Raw genomic sequence first — 16,745 nt, forward strand, 5'->3', positions numbered from 1 at the left:
AAAGGATAAGAAATGAACCAGATAGAAACGACACATGACATCCTGGGTGGGCGCCCCACAGTGCGATCGATGAACGGTATGGTGGCCGCGGCACATCCGTTAGCGGCCAACGCTGGTGCCGAGATCCTTCGCAAAGGGGGTAATGCATTCGATGCAGTCGCCGCCACCGCTGCTGCTCTGAACGTTGTCGAACCGTTTATGTCCGGGCTTGCAGGTGCCGGTGGTGCGACGATTTTCCTCGCCGCTGAAAGCACCGTCGAGACCATCGACTTCATTCCACCAGCCCCGGCAAGTTTCGATGTGAGCCAGGTTGACAAGGCAAAGACCGAGAGTGGGCCTAATGCGTCGGTCACGCCGGGAAACCTGGCCGGATGGTACGCGCTGCAGAGTCGTTACGGGCGTCTGGGTTTCGACGAGGTGCTGCAGCCGGCGATACGGCTGGCACAGGATGGGTTCCCGGTGTCGAGCTTTTTTGTGGCGATGACCCGTGGCAGCGTAGGGCGGATCAAGGATCTCGAGTGGCGGCGGGTGTTCCGGGCGGAGCAAGACTGGCAGCCGGGCCAGGTCCTTCAGTTGCTGGATCTTGCTGCGACACTGGCACAGATCGCAACCGAGGGTACCGAGTATCTTTATGGCGGGGTTCTGGGCGAGAAGTTGGTCTCGCGAATCCAGTCTGAGGGCGGTGCCATTTCGATGGCTGACCTCGAGGCCGTTTCGCCAATCTGGGAGGCACCGATCTCGGCGCCTTATCACAACTACCGTGTCAATGTGCCGCCGCCGCCAGCAGAGTCTTTTCAGGTGCTGCTCAGTCTCAGGATACTCGAAGCATTTGATTTCAAAAATCGGGACTTACTCACCGCCGACCACCTGGACCTGGTTTTTCGGGTGATCCGGATCGCTGCGGGTGTACGAATCCAGAACAACCAGAAAGACCGCGCTGAGATCGATGCCCTGCTGACTGATGTTGATGAACTGGTGGCCCGTACCGCGGATGGCGAGCCGGTGATCGGACCGACAGAGAACTGGGCCAGCGGGGGGCCTTTTGATCACTCAGCGCTTAAAGAGCATACCACCTCGATGTCTGTGGCCGACAGCGAAGGCAATTTGGTCTGCTTGACGCAGAGTTTGGGATCGCCCTACGGGTCCGGGGTGATGGTGCCTGGTACCGGAGTGGTGATGAATAATTTCCTGAACTGGGGAGATCTGGACCCATCCTCTCCCAATGTGATCACCGCAGGTCAGCGGTTGGCTATGTGCATGGCACCATCGATTACGACCGACGCCGGGCAGGGCGTGCTGTCACTGGGCACGCCGGGCAGTTATGGCATCCTGCAGACTACGGTTCAGGCGATGGTCGGTTACTTTGACTATGGTCTTGAATTGCAGGACGCCATCAATATGCCGCGCGCGCGGCTGCAGGACGGTACCGAGGTGCAGATCGAGAACCGGGTCAGAGAGTCAGCCCGCAAAGCGCTCGAGTCCCTTGGGCATCGAATTACCGTGTTGCCGCCCTACTCGTGGGCTACCGGTGGTATGCAGGCTGTGGGTCGCGATGCGCAAAGCGGTGCACTGTCGGGCGCGGCAGACAATCGGCGCGATGGCGCCGCTATCCCGGTCTGAGTGGAGTGAATCGAGAACGATCAGCATGAAAACCGCAGTTCACCCCCAAAACGCGGCGGCACCCAAAGGGCCTTATTCACCCGGGGTCACCGTCTCTGGGCGTGTCCTGTATGTCTCAGCACAGGGCCCCTTTGATCCAGAGACGGGCGAAGTTGTTGGCGATACGTTTGAGGCCCAGGTCGAACGTGTGTTTGAGAATATGAAAGTGATCGTCGAGGATGCCGGAGCCAGCCTGGCCGATGTCGTCAAACTCACAGTCTTTATAACTGACTGGGGTCATTTTGACTCGTTGAATCAGATGTGCACGCGTTATTTCACGGAACCCTATCCGGCGCGTACACCGGTGAAAATGGAACTGCCGGGTGCACTGTTTATGGCTGATGCGGTGGTCGCTCTGGCTGGCGACTGAGGAACTGAGGATTGTCAGACGTTTGAGTCGGCCGCTGGGTTAATCAGGAAAGTGCTCAGCGATCCAGTCCGGCACGGGGATGGCCGTACGAGCCTTCATATCCATGATGAGACAGGTGGCGAGTCCGTCAATTGGGATTGCACCGTCTGGCTTGATGATCTCATGACGTAAAACAAAGCTTTTGCGGCCACGTTCAACGGGCTCTGTGATGATGCGCAGCGCTTCACCGAGAAAACACTCGCCGCGGTAGTTGTAGTTGATATTGACCACAATCGTGCCGAATCCGGCTGGATCGAGTACCGGCTGACCGCATTGCTGATACCAGTCCTCCCGGGCAGTTTCCATGAATTTGACTGCCTGAACATGATTGAGGTGGCCGAGTGCGTCGGTGTGTTCCTGTTCTACGGTGATGAAGGTTTCAGATTTTATCGCAGCGTCTCCGGCCCCGGGCGGCCGCGCATCGGCAGGATGCGTGGCGCGTCAGATGAAATGAGGGCGATATGATAGTTGATTGTGGCCTGAGAAAAGCTGCCGTTGGCGACCTGGGCGACCTGGGTGTAAGCTTGTGTTATGAGTCAAGAGTTGCCTGAAGTTCTCACCCTGGGCCACCCCCAACTGGCTGAACCGTCGGTTTCTGTTGATCTGGAAGATATCAGCACAACCTTATTCCAGGAACGTCTGGCCCTGCTCGAGACGGGTCTTAAACGCCATGGTGCGAACGGTATTGCTGCACCGCAGCTTGGATGGTTCCAGCGGTTTTTTCTGATGCGTGATCCATCCGGATCGGGAGCTCTGGTGTATTGGATCAATCCAGAGATCAAGATTCTCGATCCAGCACCGGTGTGGTACTGGGAGGGATGCCTGTCTGTACCCGGCCTCAAGGCGTATGTCGGTCGGCCCCGTGCGATCAAGGTCGATGGCTACGACCGGGACGGCCGACCGCTCAGTCGTGAGTTTACAGACTGGGAAGCCCATCTATACCAGCATGAGCACGATCACCTGGATGGCATCCTGTTTCCCTATCGGGTAGCTGATCCCCGGCACATGGTGACCGCCGATGAACTTGAGCAGCGTGACCGCTGGCCAGACGGTTGGCCTGTGCCCGGCGCACGCGAAGCACCGATCAGAGTGGTGAACCCGGGCGGTTGACAATGAACACGGTTGGTTTGCAGGAATTGTTTGAGCCCTTGCTGGCGCGGTCGGTCGCATGAGTTCGCGCTCCAGAAAGCTGGGTGGGCTCGAGATTTTGCGAGTGCTGGAATTGGTGACACCATTCAGCGCGTTAGAATTTTTCCCTGAGACTGCCGAGGAAGACTGGGCACCCCATCGCCATTGGCTTGAACCGGATGCCATGGATCCCAAGACGGGAAAACTCAAGTTACCGATACAAAGTTATATTGTCCGAACCACCCACCACACAATCCTGATCGATGCCTGTGTCGGAAACGACAAGTCGCGTGAGAACCGACCACACTGGCACCTTAAGTCCGACACGACTTACCTTGGTGCACTGGCTGCCCATGGCATTGATCCTGCGGACATAGATTTTGTCCTGTGTACCCACCTGCACTCTGATCATGTGGGCTGGAACACCCGGCTTGAGAGTGGCCGCTGGGTGCCGACTTTCCCGAATGCTCGCTATGTATTCTCGAAGCAGGAAGTAGAGCTCTGGCGCGATGTTGGACATGAAAAGTTCTCGCGCACTCCGTACGAAGATAGTGTGCTGCCGATTATCGAAGCGGGCAGGGCCGAACTTGTCGCAAACGATTATGCATTGGACGATGAGGTCTTCCTGGAACCCACACCGGGACACACACCCGGCCATGTTGCCATATCGCTGAAGTCAAAAGGTGCAGCGGCGGTGATGTGTGGTGACCTTATGCACTCGCCGGTTCAGTGCCTGCATCCTGAATGGACGGCGTGGCCGGACTGGGATGCAGAGCAAGCGAAAGAAACGCGCTGGACGTTCCTGGATCGCTACTGTGAGAGCGATACCTTGATCTGTACTGCGCACTTCCCGCTGCCCTCAGCCGGCCACATCATTCGCGCAGAGGAGGCTTACCGCTTCGTCTATGACGAACCAGGATGGTGAGAGCTATGTTCAGTTTATCCTGATGGTGTGTTACCGAATCAGCCGTTAGCCGGTCACAACTTCTTTGAACCGGCGCAGGGTCTCGATCTGATCATCGAGGTCGGGAATACGGTACATCGGATAGAGCATCACGATGTCGGCCCCCAGCTTACGCCAGCCCTCAGCGGCTGCGCCCCATTCATCAGGGTCGGCCTTGTCCATTCGCAGCCAACCTTCAATACCGAAGGCACTGGCATCGCGTCCGCAGTCGCTCAGATGATTTTGCAGTTGCTCGAGTTTGGCCTCTGCCTCGTGATCTGGAGTCATGATCGGCATCCACCCATCGCCGATCTGCGCCGCGCGTTTTACAACCGCGTCTGAACTGCCGCCAAACCAGATTGGGATCGGACGTTGCACCGGACGCGGTGTGATGTTGACCTCAGTGAAGTGGTGAAATCGACCCTGGTAGGTGACCAGATCGTCACACCAGAGTTTCTTGAGTACCTCGACCTGCTCACGCTGTCTGGCACCCCGGGTCTTCCAGTCTTCGTTTAACGCTTCGTACTCGACATGATTCCAGCCCACCCCGACGCCCAGGCGCAGCCGACCGCCGCTGAGTATGTCCACCTGTGCTGCCTGCTTGGCCACCACGCCGGTCTGGCGCTGGGGCAGAATCAGTACACCGCTTGCCAGGCCGATCGTTGTGGTGACCGCGGCCAAGAAGCCTAAGGTCACAAAGGTCTCGTGAAACGGATCCTGTTCGGTATACCGCGGTGACCAGCCGTCGCGTGCCGTTGCCCCGAAAACGTGGTCGGGTACTTCTATATGGTCGTAACCCAGTTCTTCGGCGGCTTGGGCCCAGTCACGAACCCGGACCGGGTCTGTTCCGATGTCGCGGGTTGGAAACCACGCACTGATCTGCATTGCTGTTCTCCCGACGGTCATTTCACTATAGGGAAACCTTAACTGATATTGGCCTGTTTCGGGTAGTAGAAATTCCATTCCAAGCTGGTCAGGGAGATTTGCAGTCCGGAATTTGGCGGTCTATGGTCTGAACACGGCAGGTATTCAAGAAATGGGCTGTAGTGCCTGCAGCAAACAGTATCTGGAGAACATCATGACAGAAAACTATGTTGATCCAACCCGGGATGCATTCAGAGCTTTTCGTTCTCTGAACGGTGAGGGCGAAATCCATATGCTCAATCTCGTTCGGTTGCGCCAGACTGCGGTATATCCGCAGCAGCATGCCCGGCACGGGCAGGCGCTGAGCGGTGAGGAAGCATACCGGGCCTACGGTGAGGAGAGTGGGCCGATACTCAAAGCGGTGGGTGGGTCAATCGCCTACAGCGCGAACTTCGAATCTGTTCTCATCGGTCCAGACAGCGAGTGCTGGGATATTGTATTTATTGCCCAGTACCCATCTACCGACGCGTTCGTTTCGATGGTCAAGAATCCTGATTACCAGAAAGCTGTAGTGCATCGTCAGGCAGCAGTGCGTACTTCCCGGTTGATTCGGCTCTCACCCAAGAAAGCCGGGGATCTGTTTGGCTGAACAAGCTAAAAGGCGGATGCACAGTGGGAGAGTGGGTTATTGAGTAGGTGATTGGGCCGACTCCGGTTGTAGCTGCTTCACAGGTTTTGTCGCCAGTAGAAAAAAGACAGCGCCGAACAAAGCGGTGATCGCCAGAGTCGTAAACGCGCTTACATAGCTGCCTGTACGGTCTGCCATGTAGCCGGCATAGAGTGGACCAATCGCCATGCCCATCATCACGATTAAAGACGACCATCCCATGATGACACCGAAATTAGACGCGCCAAAATAGTCAGCTCGAATAGCCTGCATCAGCGGCCCACGCGTTCCCCAGGCAATGCCGTGTAGCACAGCAAAGCCGATTACCATCCAAATGTTGTGCGCATAGGCGAGCAGCAGCAGACCTGCGGCATGAAATCCCATGCAAGCGGTGACGATCAATCGTTTATCGAATCGGTCACCGAGAAATCCAGCGCTCACCAGGCCGATGATCTGCATGGCAGTCATCAGTGAGACGACCAGACCCGCCGCTGTCAACGAATAACCCAGTTGTCCGTTTACGTGAAGAATGAGGTGAACCATAACGGCGCCGATAATCAGTAAAGAGGTACCGTGGCCGAGTGACATAAACCAGAATGCTCTGGTTCTCAAAGCTTCCCGGGCGGTGAAATCAGCCCGCCTGTATGCCGGTGTGTTTGTGGGATTTGGACTCATCGTCGACAGTGTTGGCCCCTGGTATGGGATCCCATCGGGGGTTTCACCGATGTCCTCAGGTCGGTGGTCGATAATTCGTGTCAGTGGCCAGGCCACTATCAGGACGATAATGCCTGAAGCCGCTGCGGTGATGCGCCAGCCCACCGTTTCCAGTGAAAAGATTGTGATGGGCACAAGCATTCCACCAAACGAAAATCCGAACTGTGACAGTGCCAGCGCCTTTGCCCGATGTTTTGAAAACCAGTTGACCAGTGCTGTGGTGACAGAGAGAAATCCACCGAGGCTGGTGCCAAGCGCGATAAAAAAGAAATAAACATAAAACTCGATGATCGATTCCATTTGACTGAATCCAATGAGCCCCAGTCCGAAAATGACCAGACCCCAGCGAATGACTGCCCGTGGTCCATACCGGTCGATCATCCAGCCTTGGATCGGTCCAAGCAGGCCGCTCTCGAGTCGGGCAAGGGCAAAAGCGCCGGCCAACAACGCCTTGCTCCAGCCAAATTCATCCTCTATCAGGAGAAAGTAAGCACCGAATGCCTGAAAAAACAGGATAGCTCCCGTGAACTGAACAAGGCCGCCGGCGCCAACCACCCACCAACCGCGAAATATGTGACCTTGTGGACTGAAGATCTGGTGTAGTGACCGGGCGAGTTGTTTCAGAGAATGCGCTCCGGTCGAGTCAAAGCGTCGTGGAAAGTTGAAGTCAGCAGTTCAGTGCTGCCGCAGTGCTGTTTACGCGACGCTTGTTGTGCAGATTGTTCAGCGCGGATCTGATGTTCGGCGCTGGGCAGGTGGGTCACGGTGTTTGTCGGTTCGTCACTCCTGTCCAGCATCAGGCCGCCTTCGGGATGGCAACATCAGCTGCAATCTCGTAGGAACGACATCTTGCGCTGTGGTCATAGATCTGAGCAGAAATTATTAATTCATCGGCGGCTGTAAGCGCTATGAAGGCTTCGAGTTCCCGGTGCACAGTTTCGGGAGATCCAACCATTGAAGCTGTTTGCAGCTCGTCGAGCATCATCTTTTCGTGGGGGCTGATCCGACTTTCCAGGTTTTCAACCGGTGGTGGTAGCGGGCCAGGTTGCCCGCGCCGAAGGTTCAAGGTGGACTGCAGTGCCGAGCTGCGGAGCAGCCAGGCTTCGTCGTCAGTTTCGGCGACACACACATTGCAGCCTAACATAACGTAAGGTTCAGCCAGTTGTGCGGAAGGTTCGAATCGCTGTCTGTAGATTTCTATGGCCTGCATCATGGCAGCTGGTGCAAAGTGAGAAGCAAAAGCGTACGGTAGGCCCAGTGCCGCAGCCAGCTGGGCGCCATAGAGACTCGACCCCAAAATCCAGATGGGAACCTCCAGCCCGTTACCCGGAACTGCTGTAACACGCTGGCCGGGCTGGCTGGACCCAAAGTAGCTCTGCAGTTCCTGCACATCGCGTGGAAACTGGTCTACATCGCCAGCGAGATTGCGTCGAAGTGCATGGGCTGTGAATTGATCGGTGCCGGGTGCCCGACCGAGTCCGAGGTCGATTCGACCCGGGTATAGAGATTCGAGTGTGCCGAACTGTTCTGCGATGACTAGCGGCGCATGATTCGGCAACATGATGCCCCCGGACCCGACGCGAATGACTTGTGTTCCACCGGCAATGTGACCGATAACGACTGCGGTAGCGGCGCTGGCAATGCCCGCCATGTTGTGGTGTTCCGCAACCCAGTAACGGTTGTAACCGAGATTTTCTGTCCGGCGAGCAAGGTCCAGGCTGTTACGAAGTGCCTGTCCGGCATGGCTGCCCTGTGTGATCGGAGAGAGATCCAGTACGGATAGCAGAGCCATGGTTAGAGTATCGCCTGTTGTGCTGATCCTCTCAACTGGAAACATTGACCACGAGCTTGCCTCGCTGTTCTCCTCTTTCCATCCGCTCCAGACCTTCGGCGAGTTCGGCAAGTGGATATTGTCTATCGATCAGAGGTTGGATCAGACCACGCTTTGTAGCCTCAATCAGCTGTCTGAATTCTTCCAGGCTGCCCGTAGTTGACCCATAGATTGCAAGTTGTTTGGAGAAAAGTCGCTGAATGTCAGCCGACGGATGGCCGCCTGTTGTCGCGCCGCAGGTTACGAGCCGGCCGCTACGGCGAAGGGAGCGGAGGCTGTCTCCCCAGCTCGCTTTTCCGACAGTGTCAACAACCATGTCGACCCCCTCGCCACCGGTCAGTGCGATCACCTGCTTAGCAACCTGGTGTGTGTTGTAGTTGATGCCGAAATCTGCACCCAGACTGTTGGCCCACTTGAGTTTCTCGTCATTCGAGGAAGTCACGATCGTCTGGGCACCCACCATTTTTGCCATCTGCAGGCAGGCCGCAGCAACACCGCCGCCGATGCCGACAATCAGAACAGTCTCGGCTGATTGAAGTGGATCATGGCTGAACAGCATCCGCCAGGCAGTCAGATAGGCCACGGGCAGCGTGGCTGCCGCTTCCCAACTCAGGTTCTCGGGTTTGGGCACAAAGCAGTGTTCAGGCATAGCAATCAGCTCAGCAAAGGAACCGTGCCGGGTCTCCCCAGAAATACTGAATGTGCTGCAGTTGGCCTGGTCGCCGGCCTGGCAGGCTCGGCACCGGCCGCAGCTGGCCATGGGGTAAAGTACCACGGGATCACCGGGCTTGAGATGTGAGCCAGCCGGCGCCTCGACGATTTCACCTGCGCCGTCAACGCCGAGGATCAGCGGTAGTTCGTGGGAAATCCCTGCGCCACTGTCCCGCATATAGAGATCAACGTGGTTGATTGAAGCAGCGTGCACTTTCATAACCGCTTCACCGGCAGCAGGCACAGGCTCGGCAAAGTCTGTGACAGCAAGTCCGGCTTTACCCCGTTCTGTCAGTACAGCTGCTCTCATACCTCGGTCTCCTATTGGGTATCGACTTGTCTGTCGTGTTGTGTCCTTAAGGTTTAATGGTATCAGAGGTCTCTACAGCGCTGCCGTAGGGTGCGGGGTTTCTGTTAAGCTGACCTGCTTCCAGATGTTGTCGGTGTGAATGTGTGCGCACATCAGTGCCGCACTTGGAGGTCAGCGCTATGAATCGGCTTGCGGGTAAAGTCGCCGTCATTACCGGTGGCGGGGGGGGTATAGGCGGAGCGACGAGTCGTCGATTTGTTGAAGAAGGTGCAAAGGTGGCAGTACTGGACAAGAATGCCGCAGCTGCGCAGACCATTGCAGATGAGCTGACAGATGCCGGTGGCCAGAGTCTCGCCTTAGGTATCGATGTCACCGATCTGGAGGGGCTCAAACAGGGGCTGCTAGAGATCGAAAAAGTACTGGGCGGGGTCGATATTCTTGTCAATAACGCAGGCTGGGATCTGTTTCGTCCATTCCTGAAAACCGATCCCGAGTTCTGGCGCAAGATTATCGATATCAATCTGATTGGTGCCTTGAATATGCATCACGTGGTGTTACCCGGTATGGTTGAGCGCGGCTATGGCCGGGTCGTCAGTGTATCTTCCGACGCCGGCCGTGTCGGGTCGTCGGGTGAGTCTGTCTACGCCGCGTGCAAAGCCGGCCTGATCGGTTTTGCCAGAACCCTGGCCCGCGAACATGCCAGGCATGGCATCACTTTCAACGTTGTTTGCCCGGGCCCAACGGATACCGCCCTTTTTGACAGTTACGCGGAAGGTGCTGGTGATCCGGAAAAACTACGGCAGGCAATGCAGCGCGCGATACCGATGGGTCGAATCGGCAAACCGGAAGACCTGCCGGGCGCAATCAGCTTTCTAGCCAGCGATGATGCGGCTTATGTCACCGGGCAGGTTATCAGTGTGTCCGGTGGTTTGACCATGAGTGGGTAACTGGGAATAGAGAGCCTCACCTCACTGAACGCACGTTGAGTTGGTCGGCGAGTGTTACGATCTGATCCCATGTTGCAGCGGGAATTGGAACCCCCTCTTTACGGCGTATTTTCTCTAGATCCCGTTCCCGTTCGCCGGGAATCTCTACACGGTCGAAACCATCAGCAGCTGGGCACTCACGAATGTCGCTGAGAACCGATTCAGCAGCACGCTTGAAGTCTGAATCGTCACGATAGCGGGTGGTATCGACCAGCAGAATGATCCAGTTCAATTCGGTAGTAGCTACACCCAGCAGAGCTTCGCCAACGAGTTCAGCCATCAGCGCTAGGCCATAACCTTTCGCGCCGGCAGCAGGGAGTAGGGCGCCGCCATTCAGGTAATCGTCGGGGTCAGTCGAAGGCTTGCCCTGGGCATCGACAATGAGTCCGTCAGGCAGCCGGCCACCGGCACTTTTGGCAAGATAGATCCAGCCACCGGCACCGGCAGATGTCGCGAAGTCAACGATGACAGGACCACGGTCACCGCCAGGAATGCCGAACCCATAGGGATTAGTGGGCAGCTTTGCCTTGGCGCCGCCGTACGGTACAACTTGGCGCCAGTTCTGCCGGCCACCGCCGCCGAATGTGATCGTGAGGCAGGCCGCTGCTGCGCCCTGTTCACAGAACGCACCCAACCTGCCGGTATGGGCACAATGGGTTACGCCCACAACCGCCATACCGTGTTCCTTGGCCAGGATCGTTCCTTTGTCTATGCCCATCGCCATTGCCGGAATACCCATTCCGCCGCCGCCATCGATGATCCAGGCCCCGCGTTGGTTCTGGTGTGCGCTGGGTCGGGCAGACGGCAAAAAGTAGCCACTTTCAGCTTGTTCTGCATACCACATCAGGCGCATCACACCGTGCGAATCGATGCCCTTACAGCTGGCATCCACAAGATGATGCGCAACCATAGACGCGATGTCGTCGCTACAGCCGATGGCCGCCATGATCTCGGTCGCCAACACTTCGAGATGGGTGGCCGAACGGGTTACGTAGTCGTTAACACCACTGAGTTTCGTCATAATGAGTTACCACACTCAAAGCATCTTGAAATATGCCGTTATCCCCCACGATTGGTAGGAACGTTAACGCAGTCGATCTACAAAATCCACAGCTGATTGTGAACGACAAAACCTGAGGTCATACTTGGTGGTCACTGTTCTTGATTGCGCTGAGGATCACAACCGGTGGACAGAGCAACACTGTTGCAAAAACTCAGAGCGGCGGTCAGCACAAGGGACGCTGACATCGACCTTGCGGAAACAGCGTTACTGTTGGCTGCGCTGGATGATCCGTCTGTCGATCTTGTACCTTACCGGCAGCACCTTGATCTGCTGGCTTCAGATATCGCTGCGATGACGCGCCCGGACAGTCGTTTGACCGAATGTATTAACGCCCTGAGAGCCGTGGTTTATACGACGCATGGATATAGCGGTGATAGACGGTCTTACGACGATATTCAGAACGCCAATCTGATCCGTGTGATTGACCGACGATGCGGTCTTCCGGTGTCCTTGGGGATCATCTGTATACATGCTTGGCGTGTTCAGGGATGGACCGCAGCTGGTATACATTCTCCAGCTCACTTTCTGATACAGGTCTCGACAATCGGCGAACCCGCAATACTTGACCCTTTCCACCAGGCGCGGCAACTGGATGACAGCAATCTTCATGAACGATTCACAGCAGCACAGGAAGATTCGACTGAGAACGCAATGAACGGTGTTGTGCCTGTGAGCAACCGCGAGATTCTGTTACGGCTTCAGAACAATATTCGGATGCGGGCCCGCCAGCGCGACGACACTGATCTTGCTTTGCGGATTACTGAATCGATGCTGGTGCTGGCAAAAGATGCGCCGGTATTCCGTCTGGAAATTGCTGCCTTGAAAGCCAAGGCAGGTGAGATCAAAGCAGCCCTGAGCGATATCGAAACACTGCTGGAGGGCCACGGGGCAGAAGAACTGCACGAGCAGGCTGAACTGTTGCAGGCCACCCTAAAGGGACGATTGAACTGAGGACATCAGGAGTTTTTGTAGGGGATGCGGAGTGTACGGCCAACACTATCTGGCATGGCTAGTTTCTGGTGTTCCAAGAAAACCGGTTCCAGTTTGTTGCGTACGCTGGATGGAAACGGAGCACTGCGTCGGTTATCGAGACTGATGTTCATACACAGACATTCGTTGCGTGCTACAAGCCGTTCATCGTCGCCGTGGACCATGGTGTGTAGGTAGTGAATACGTTTGTGGTCCATATCCAAAAGCTGCGTGGCAACAGATAGGGGTTCACCTTCGAATACTTCACTGACATAGTCGACGTTCATACCCAGCGTAAATATGGCGTGGTTTTCTCGCTCAGGGTAATCGAGGCCAAGTCCCCAGGTCTCATAGACAGTATCAGTCACAAAGTCAAATGCCAGGACGTAATAAGCCACGTTCATGTGTCCGTTATGGTCGATCCATTCGGGCAGTACGGTGAGAGTTGTTTGAGGTAATGTCATCCAGGTTATTTTCGTAACAGTGTCGAGGTAACGTCAATGGTCCTGGAGTCAATGTCAAGTTGTCCAACAACACAAAGGAGCGGCATTTGGTAATCTCGCCCCTGACGCTACAGACGGTGTGCTGATCGCAGGTTGCACCAGACCGGAGGAGAAGACATGTACACGCTCTACTGTCTAGATGGATCGCGCGCGACCGCTGCGCACATGGTGCTGGCAGAGGCGGGTCTACCCTTTGAAAAGCGGGCAGTGGATATCACCGCTAACGAGCATCAAAGCACCTGGTTCCTGTCGATCAATCCCCGGGGCACCATTCCGGCACTGGTCGATGATCATGGCAATGTGGTCTGTGAAACCATCGCCATCATGGTCTACCTGTGTGACAGGCATAGTTTGGAACATCTCGCACCCGGTCCCACTGACCCTCAGCGCGGGATGATGCTGGACTGGTTGGCTTATCACGCTACTGAGGTACAGGAGCCGGTAAAGCGCAGTTTCTATGCCCACCGTTATACCCTGCGCGCAGGAGATATTGAGGCTATTCGAAAGAGAGCCAGCGACCTGTTCACCCAACGTTGGGCACTGGTTGAAGATCATCTGGCAAAGGCCGGACCATATCATTTGGGAGAGCGGTTCAGTCTGCCGGACATTTATCTTCTGGTGACCAGTACTTATTCAAAGGATCTTGCGCGCGGTGAGTTTCCGGCGATCGACGAATGTGTACGACGTACCGCTTCGCGTCAGCGTATTGCGCCTATTCTGGATACTCATCTTCGCGGGCTGGACCGAATCGTAGCCGTCGGTGTGCCGCAATAACACTGTCTATTTAGCTGTTGTCCTCGCCGGGCTCTTCTTTAAAGGGTTGATTTCGGGTCCAGTCAAATGTTCCTTCGTCTCGTTCACGCACCGCCTGCTTCCAGCCGAAGGTTTCAGCCCGCTGTTTGAAGTTGACCCCTTCAGGAGAATGCCGGGCGATGCCATCGAGCAGGGTCGCCAAGGTTTGGGTCGAGGCGATCCCCATGTTTTCCAATGTTTGGTTGACCATCAGTTTCTGCATGATCAGTTGGTTTCGCGGAATGGTTGCAATACGTTGCGCAAGATCCTCAATCGTGTCGTCGAGTGCCGAATCAGGGACGCACTGACCCAGTCCCCAGTTCTCGGCTGTTCTGCCATCAATGGTGTCGCCGGTTAAGAGCAGCTTTTTGGCCCGTTCGGCACCGATTCGATAAACCCACATCGCGGTAGTCGGGCAGCCCCAGACCCGGGCAGGTGGATAACCCAGCTTGGCCCCTTCTCCGATGACAAGCAGGTCGGCACACAGGGCCATATCGCTGCCGCCGGCCAGCGCATGCCCCTGAATTTTTGCGATCACCGGCAAGGGAGAACGCCACAGACTCATGAACTGATCAGTGTTTCGTTTCATGAATGAAAAATCTTTCAGCGGATCCCAGGGCATCTCCTGGATGCCTGGATTGGTCCCCGGGGTTTGCGCATAGGCATCAAGGTCGTAACCCGCACAGAAAGAGCGCCCCGCACCTGAGAGAACAATAACGCGCACGTCCGGCTCAGCGTTCGCTCGCTCTACCGCATCAGCAAGTTCGTCGGGCATAGCGGAGTTGATGGCGTTGAGTACTTCTGGTCGATTAAGTGTGATTCGTGCCAGTCGGCCGTCGTGCTGGTATAGCAAAGGTGAATGAGGCATGAAATTTCTCGTTGCGAGAGTAGGTTTGCGCTATTGTTCACGCCATCCTAGGCAAGCGTGAGGCAGGTTTCAACAGGGGTGTGGACATAAATCAGAAAAAGCGTGAGACGGCTATTCGAGCTCTAGGGGCTGGGTTATGAATACCCTTACACAGAAGTCGCCCCTTTTTAACGCGATCGTTATCATTATGCTTGCGATTTTCCTGTTTGATGTGATGGGTGCCATCATTAAGCACCTCGGCGCACGATACCCCGCCCAGCAGTTATCGATGCTGAGAAATGTGTTTGGGCTTATCCCCAGCGTTTTAGTGCTGTTCTATTCGTCCGGTTGGCATGAAGCGGGCCGACCAGTGCGGCTTGTGCAATGGAAGCTCGCGATCGCCCGCGGGGGCTTTGTTGCCATCGCACAGTTCTGCTTTTACCTGTCGCTCATTCATATGGAATTCGCCACCGCGTCAACTATCGCTTTTTCCGGTGCCTTGTTTGTGACTCTGTTATCGATCCTGATACTGGGTCATCGAGTCGGTATTTGGCGATGGTCAGCAGTGGGAGTGGGTTTTGTCGGTATTGTGCTGGTGATGCGTCCGGATGCAGACAGTTTTAATGTGTATGCGCTGCTGCCCGTCTGTGCGGCGCTGGGTTATGCCGCCTCCAGCGTTACTGCACAACTGTTTGATAAAAGTGTGCCAACTGCGCTGATCAATCTGTACGCTCTCGCTGGCGCTCTGACCGGCGCGGTTATGCTGGTGGTGTTCACCGGAGGTTATGTCGAGGTCGCAACCTACCAGGACTGGTTGTGGTTACTGGCGATGGGTGTTGCCGGTGGCTCAGCTGTGTTCTGTCTGGTGACTGCCTACCGCCTGACAGCACCGAGCAATCTGGCGCCATTTGAATATTTCAGTATTCCGTTTGCGTTTCTGCTGGGGTGGATGTTTTTCGATGAAGCGCCTTTCCATCGCCTGATCCCCGGGGTCTTTTTTATTATCGGCGGAGGCCTGCTCATTGTCTGGCGAGAACGGAAAGCCAAGACGGGAGATCCTCTCTACGATTGACAGTACCGGACGTCGTCCATCTTTCGGTCAGAGATCATGCAGCAAGTGCAGCATGATCGCTTTTTGGGCATCGAGCCGGTTTTCTGCCTGGTCGTAGATAATCGACCGATCACTTTCAACCATATCCTCTGCTATTTCATAACCCGGGTGAATGGGCATGTCGTGCATGATTTTGGCCCGGCTCCCGGCCATCAGGGTCGAATTGATCTGATACGGCAGCATCAATTCACTTCGCTGATCCTTTTCAGATTGGTACGAGGGATCATTGAAATATTCCATATCGAGCCAGGTGTCGGTGTATACGTAATCTGCTTGTGATACCGCTTCGGTAACATCCAGAGTTTCGGTCAGGAGACCGGCATCCTGAAGCCGCTGCCGGGATTCTTCGTCCACTGTGTCTATATCGCGAACTGGGCAGACCAGGGTCAGGTGGATTCCCAGGGAGCTGCTGATTGAGACCAGCGAGTTGACCACATTGTTGTAAACACCAATATACGTCAGCCGTGCGCCATCCGGATTGCCGCCCCGATCCTCAGCGATGGTCAGTGCATCGGCGAGTGCCTGACAAGGGTGGTACAGATTACAGCAGCCATTGATGACCGGTACTGAGGCTGCGTCTTCCATTTCTACGATATCCGCATTATCCTTGAGCCGGGCCATGATCATGGCTGCGTTTCGACTGAGGTACTTCGTTTCAAACCGCACCTTGCTCAGTGCGAAGTTGCTGGCCCGCCAGTCGAGATTGATGGCGTGCCCGCCGAGTTCGGTCATGCCGGCTTCGAACGATACGCGAGTACGGGTCGAGGTTTTCTGAAACAACATAACCAGGGTGTGACCCTGCATATGATTCTGATAATCCTTCCTGTTGTGCTTGACTGTTCTCGCAAGTTCAAGCACATGACGGATATCTTCATCACGCCAAAATTTCCAGTCAATCAGATGTTTGACGTTGTTCATGGCGGTCGGTGGACTCCACTTCAAAAGCGGTTGGTGAGAAAGGGCGGGGATTCTATCATCAAGGAAACTTGCTGCACGATCGGTAATAGTTCTGTTTGTCAGCCGTCGGTGCTTAAATACGGAGCCACACCGATCTGATATATGCTGTTTGGACGGGCGCAAACGTTACAATTAACCCTCTCTTGTGCCGGGCCACGCATAAACATGTTGACCGCCAGAAAGTTAACACTCGGACGCAGTTTGCAGCAGCTGCGTCAAGTGTGGATCGATGCGGGTCAGATGGCACGTAACCGGATTACTGGTGCCATCCGTCCAGGACT

General features: G+C 55.6%; 19 protein-coding genes. 9 read left to right on the forward strand and 10 right to left on the reverse strand.

Translation table 11 applies throughout. From position 1 onward, the window contains the following. The first annotated feature begins 12 nt into the window (after window positions 1-12). Complete coding sequence (locus MK323_05160) at window positions 13-1,620, forward strand: gamma-glutamyltransferase (GenBank protein MCH2481548.1); 1,608 nt, start codon at window positions 13-15, stop codon at window positions 1,618-1,620. Window positions 1,621-1,645: 25 nt separating this feature from the next. Beyond that, on the forward strand, window positions 1,646-2,029 hold the full coding sequence (locus MK323_05165; protein MCH2481549.1) for a Rid family hydrolase: 384 nt from the start codon (window positions 1,646-1,648) through the stop codon (window positions 2,027-2,029). 39 nt (window positions 2,030-2,068) lie between these two features. On the opposite strand, the gene MK323_05170 is transcribed toward MK323_05165, so the two are convergent. Continuing rightward, the gene (locus MK323_05170; protein MCH2481550.1) at window positions 2,069-2,374 is read right to left on the reverse strand and encodes a thioesterase family protein; all 306 of its coding nucleotides are present in this window, start codon (window positions 2,372-2,374) and stop codon (window positions 2,069-2,071) included. A 225-nt stretch (window positions 2,375-2,599) separates the two neighbouring features. Here MK323_05170 and MK323_05175 point away from each other — a divergent pair, with 225 nt between their 5' ends. Together MK323_05175 and MK323_05180 are read left to right on the forward strand one after the other, a co-directional pair. Further along, window positions 2,600-3,178 carry a peptide deformylase gene (locus tag MK323_05175; GenBank protein ID MCH2481551.1) on the forward strand — a complete coding sequence of 193 codons (579 nt, stop codon included), beginning with the start codon at window positions 2,600-2,602 and terminating at the stop codon, window positions 3,176-3,178. A gap of 58 nt (window positions 3,179-3,236) precedes the next feature. Further along, on the forward strand, window positions 3,237-4,121 hold the full coding sequence (locus MK323_05180) for an MBL fold metallo-hydrolase (GenBank protein MCH2481552.1): 885 nt from the start codon (window positions 3,237-3,239) through the stop codon (window positions 4,119-4,121). Between the two features lie 45 nt (window positions 4,122-4,166). On the opposite strand, the gene MK323_05185 is transcribed toward MK323_05180, so the two are convergent. Further along, a complete protein-coding gene (locus tag MK323_05185; GenBank protein ID MCH2481553.1) occupies window positions 4,167-5,024 on the reverse strand; it encodes an LLM class F420-dependent oxidoreductase in 858 nt (285 codons plus the stop codon). A gap of 193 nt (window positions 5,025-5,217) precedes the next feature. Here MK323_05185 and MK323_05190 point away from each other — a divergent pair, with 193 nt between their 5' ends. Next, on the forward strand, window positions 5,218-5,652 hold the full coding sequence (locus MK323_05190; GenBank protein ID MCH2481554.1) for a DUF1330 domain-containing protein: 435 nt from the start codon (window positions 5,218-5,220) through the stop codon (window positions 5,650-5,652). A gap of 36 nt (window positions 5,653-5,688) precedes the next feature. Here MK323_05190 and MK323_05195 read toward each other — a convergent pair whose 3' ends face one another. The 4 genes from MK323_05195 to MK323_05210 all read right to left on the reverse strand — a co-directional run bounded on the left by MK323_05195 (window position 5,689) and on the right by MK323_05210 (window position 9,236). Continuing rightward, window positions 5,689-6,939: an MFS transporter gene (locus MK323_05195; protein MCH2481555.1), complete on the reverse strand. Its 1,251-nt coding sequence runs from the start codon at window positions 6,937-6,939 to the stop codon at window positions 5,689-5,691. Between the two features lie 65 nt (window positions 6,940-7,004). Next, window positions 7,005-7,181 carry a hypothetical protein gene (locus MK323_05200; GenBank protein ID MCH2481556.1) on the reverse strand — a complete coding sequence of 59 codons (177 nt, stop codon included), beginning with the start codon at window positions 7,179-7,181 and terminating at the stop codon, window positions 7,005-7,007. Then, entirely contained in the window at window positions 7,181-8,176 is a 996-nt protein-coding gene (locus MK323_05205) for an LLM class flavin-dependent oxidoreductase (protein ID MCH2481557.1), read from the reverse strand. The genes MK323_05200 and MK323_05205 overlap by 1 nt, the downstream gene beginning before the upstream one ends. Before the next feature lie 31 nt (window positions 8,177-8,207). Continuing rightward, window positions 8,208-9,236 carry a zinc-binding dehydrogenase gene (locus MK323_05210; protein MCH2481558.1) on the reverse strand — a complete coding sequence of 343 codons (1,029 nt, stop codon included), beginning with the start codon at window positions 9,234-9,236 and terminating at the stop codon, window positions 8,208-8,210. Window positions 9,237-9,415: 179 nt separating this feature from the next. Here MK323_05210 and MK323_05215 point away from each other — a divergent pair, with 179 nt between their 5' ends. After that, complete coding sequence (locus tag MK323_05215) at window positions 9,416-10,183, forward strand: SDR family oxidoreductase (protein MCH2481559.1); 768 nt, start codon at window positions 9,416-9,418, stop codon at window positions 10,181-10,183. A gap of 16 nt (window positions 10,184-10,199) precedes the next feature. Here the strand turns inward: MK323_05215 and MK323_05220 are convergent, their stop codons facing one another. Then, window positions 10,200-11,243 carry an Ldh family oxidoreductase gene (locus tag MK323_05220; protein MCH2481560.1) on the reverse strand — a complete coding sequence of 348 codons (1,044 nt, stop codon included), beginning with the start codon at window positions 11,241-11,243 and terminating at the stop codon, window positions 10,200-10,202. 165 nt (window positions 11,244-11,408) lie between these two features. Here MK323_05220 and MK323_05225 point away from each other — a divergent pair, with 165 nt between their 5' ends. Next, entirely contained in the window at window positions 11,409-12,236 is an 828-nt protein-coding gene (locus MK323_05225; protein ID MCH2481561.1) for a transglutaminase-like domain-containing protein, read from the forward strand. A 5-nt stretch (window positions 12,237-12,241) separates the two neighbouring features. On the opposite strand, the gene MK323_05230 is transcribed toward MK323_05225, so the two are convergent. Next, window positions 12,242-12,718 carry a thioesterase family protein gene (locus MK323_05230; protein ID MCH2481562.1) on the reverse strand — a complete coding sequence of 159 codons (477 nt, stop codon included), beginning with the start codon at window positions 12,716-12,718 and terminating at the stop codon, window positions 12,242-12,244. Window positions 12,719-12,874: 156 nt separating this feature from the next. On the opposite strand from MK323_05230, the gene MK323_05235 reads away from it, so the two are divergent. Next, the gene (locus MK323_05235) at window positions 12,875-13,531 is read left to right on the forward strand and encodes a glutathione S-transferase family protein (GenBank protein ID MCH2481563.1); all 657 of its coding nucleotides are present in this window, start codon (window positions 12,875-12,877) and stop codon (window positions 13,529-13,531) included. 10 nt (window positions 13,532-13,541) lie between these two features. On the opposite strand, the gene MK323_05240 is transcribed toward MK323_05235, so the two are convergent. Next, on the reverse strand, window positions 13,542-14,417 hold the full coding sequence (locus MK323_05240; GenBank protein ID MCH2481564.1) for a crotonase/enoyl-CoA hydratase family protein: 876 nt from the start codon (window positions 14,415-14,417) through the stop codon (window positions 13,542-13,544). 136 nt (window positions 14,418-14,553) lie between these two features. Here MK323_05240 and MK323_05245 point away from each other — a divergent pair, with 136 nt between their 5' ends. Further along, window positions 14,554-15,468, forward strand: coding sequence for a DMT family transporter (locus MK323_05245; protein MCH2481565.1), 915 nt, complete (start codon window positions 14,554-14,556; stop codon window positions 15,466-15,468). Window positions 15,469-15,495: 27 nt separating this feature from the next. On the opposite strand, the gene MK323_05250 is transcribed toward MK323_05245, so the two are convergent. Further along, window positions 15,496-16,425, reverse strand: a complete 930-nt coding sequence (locus MK323_05250; protein MCH2481566.1) for an ornithine carbamoyltransferase — start codon at window positions 16,423-16,425, stop codon at window positions 15,496-15,498. Window positions 16,426-16,745 lie beyond the last annotated feature (320 nt).

This window comes from Gammaproteobacteria bacterium (assembly GCA_022450155.1).
In the GTDB taxonomy this organism is placed as follows: domain Bacteria; phylum Pseudomonadota; class Gammaproteobacteria; order Arenicellales; family UBA868; genus REDSEA-S09-B13.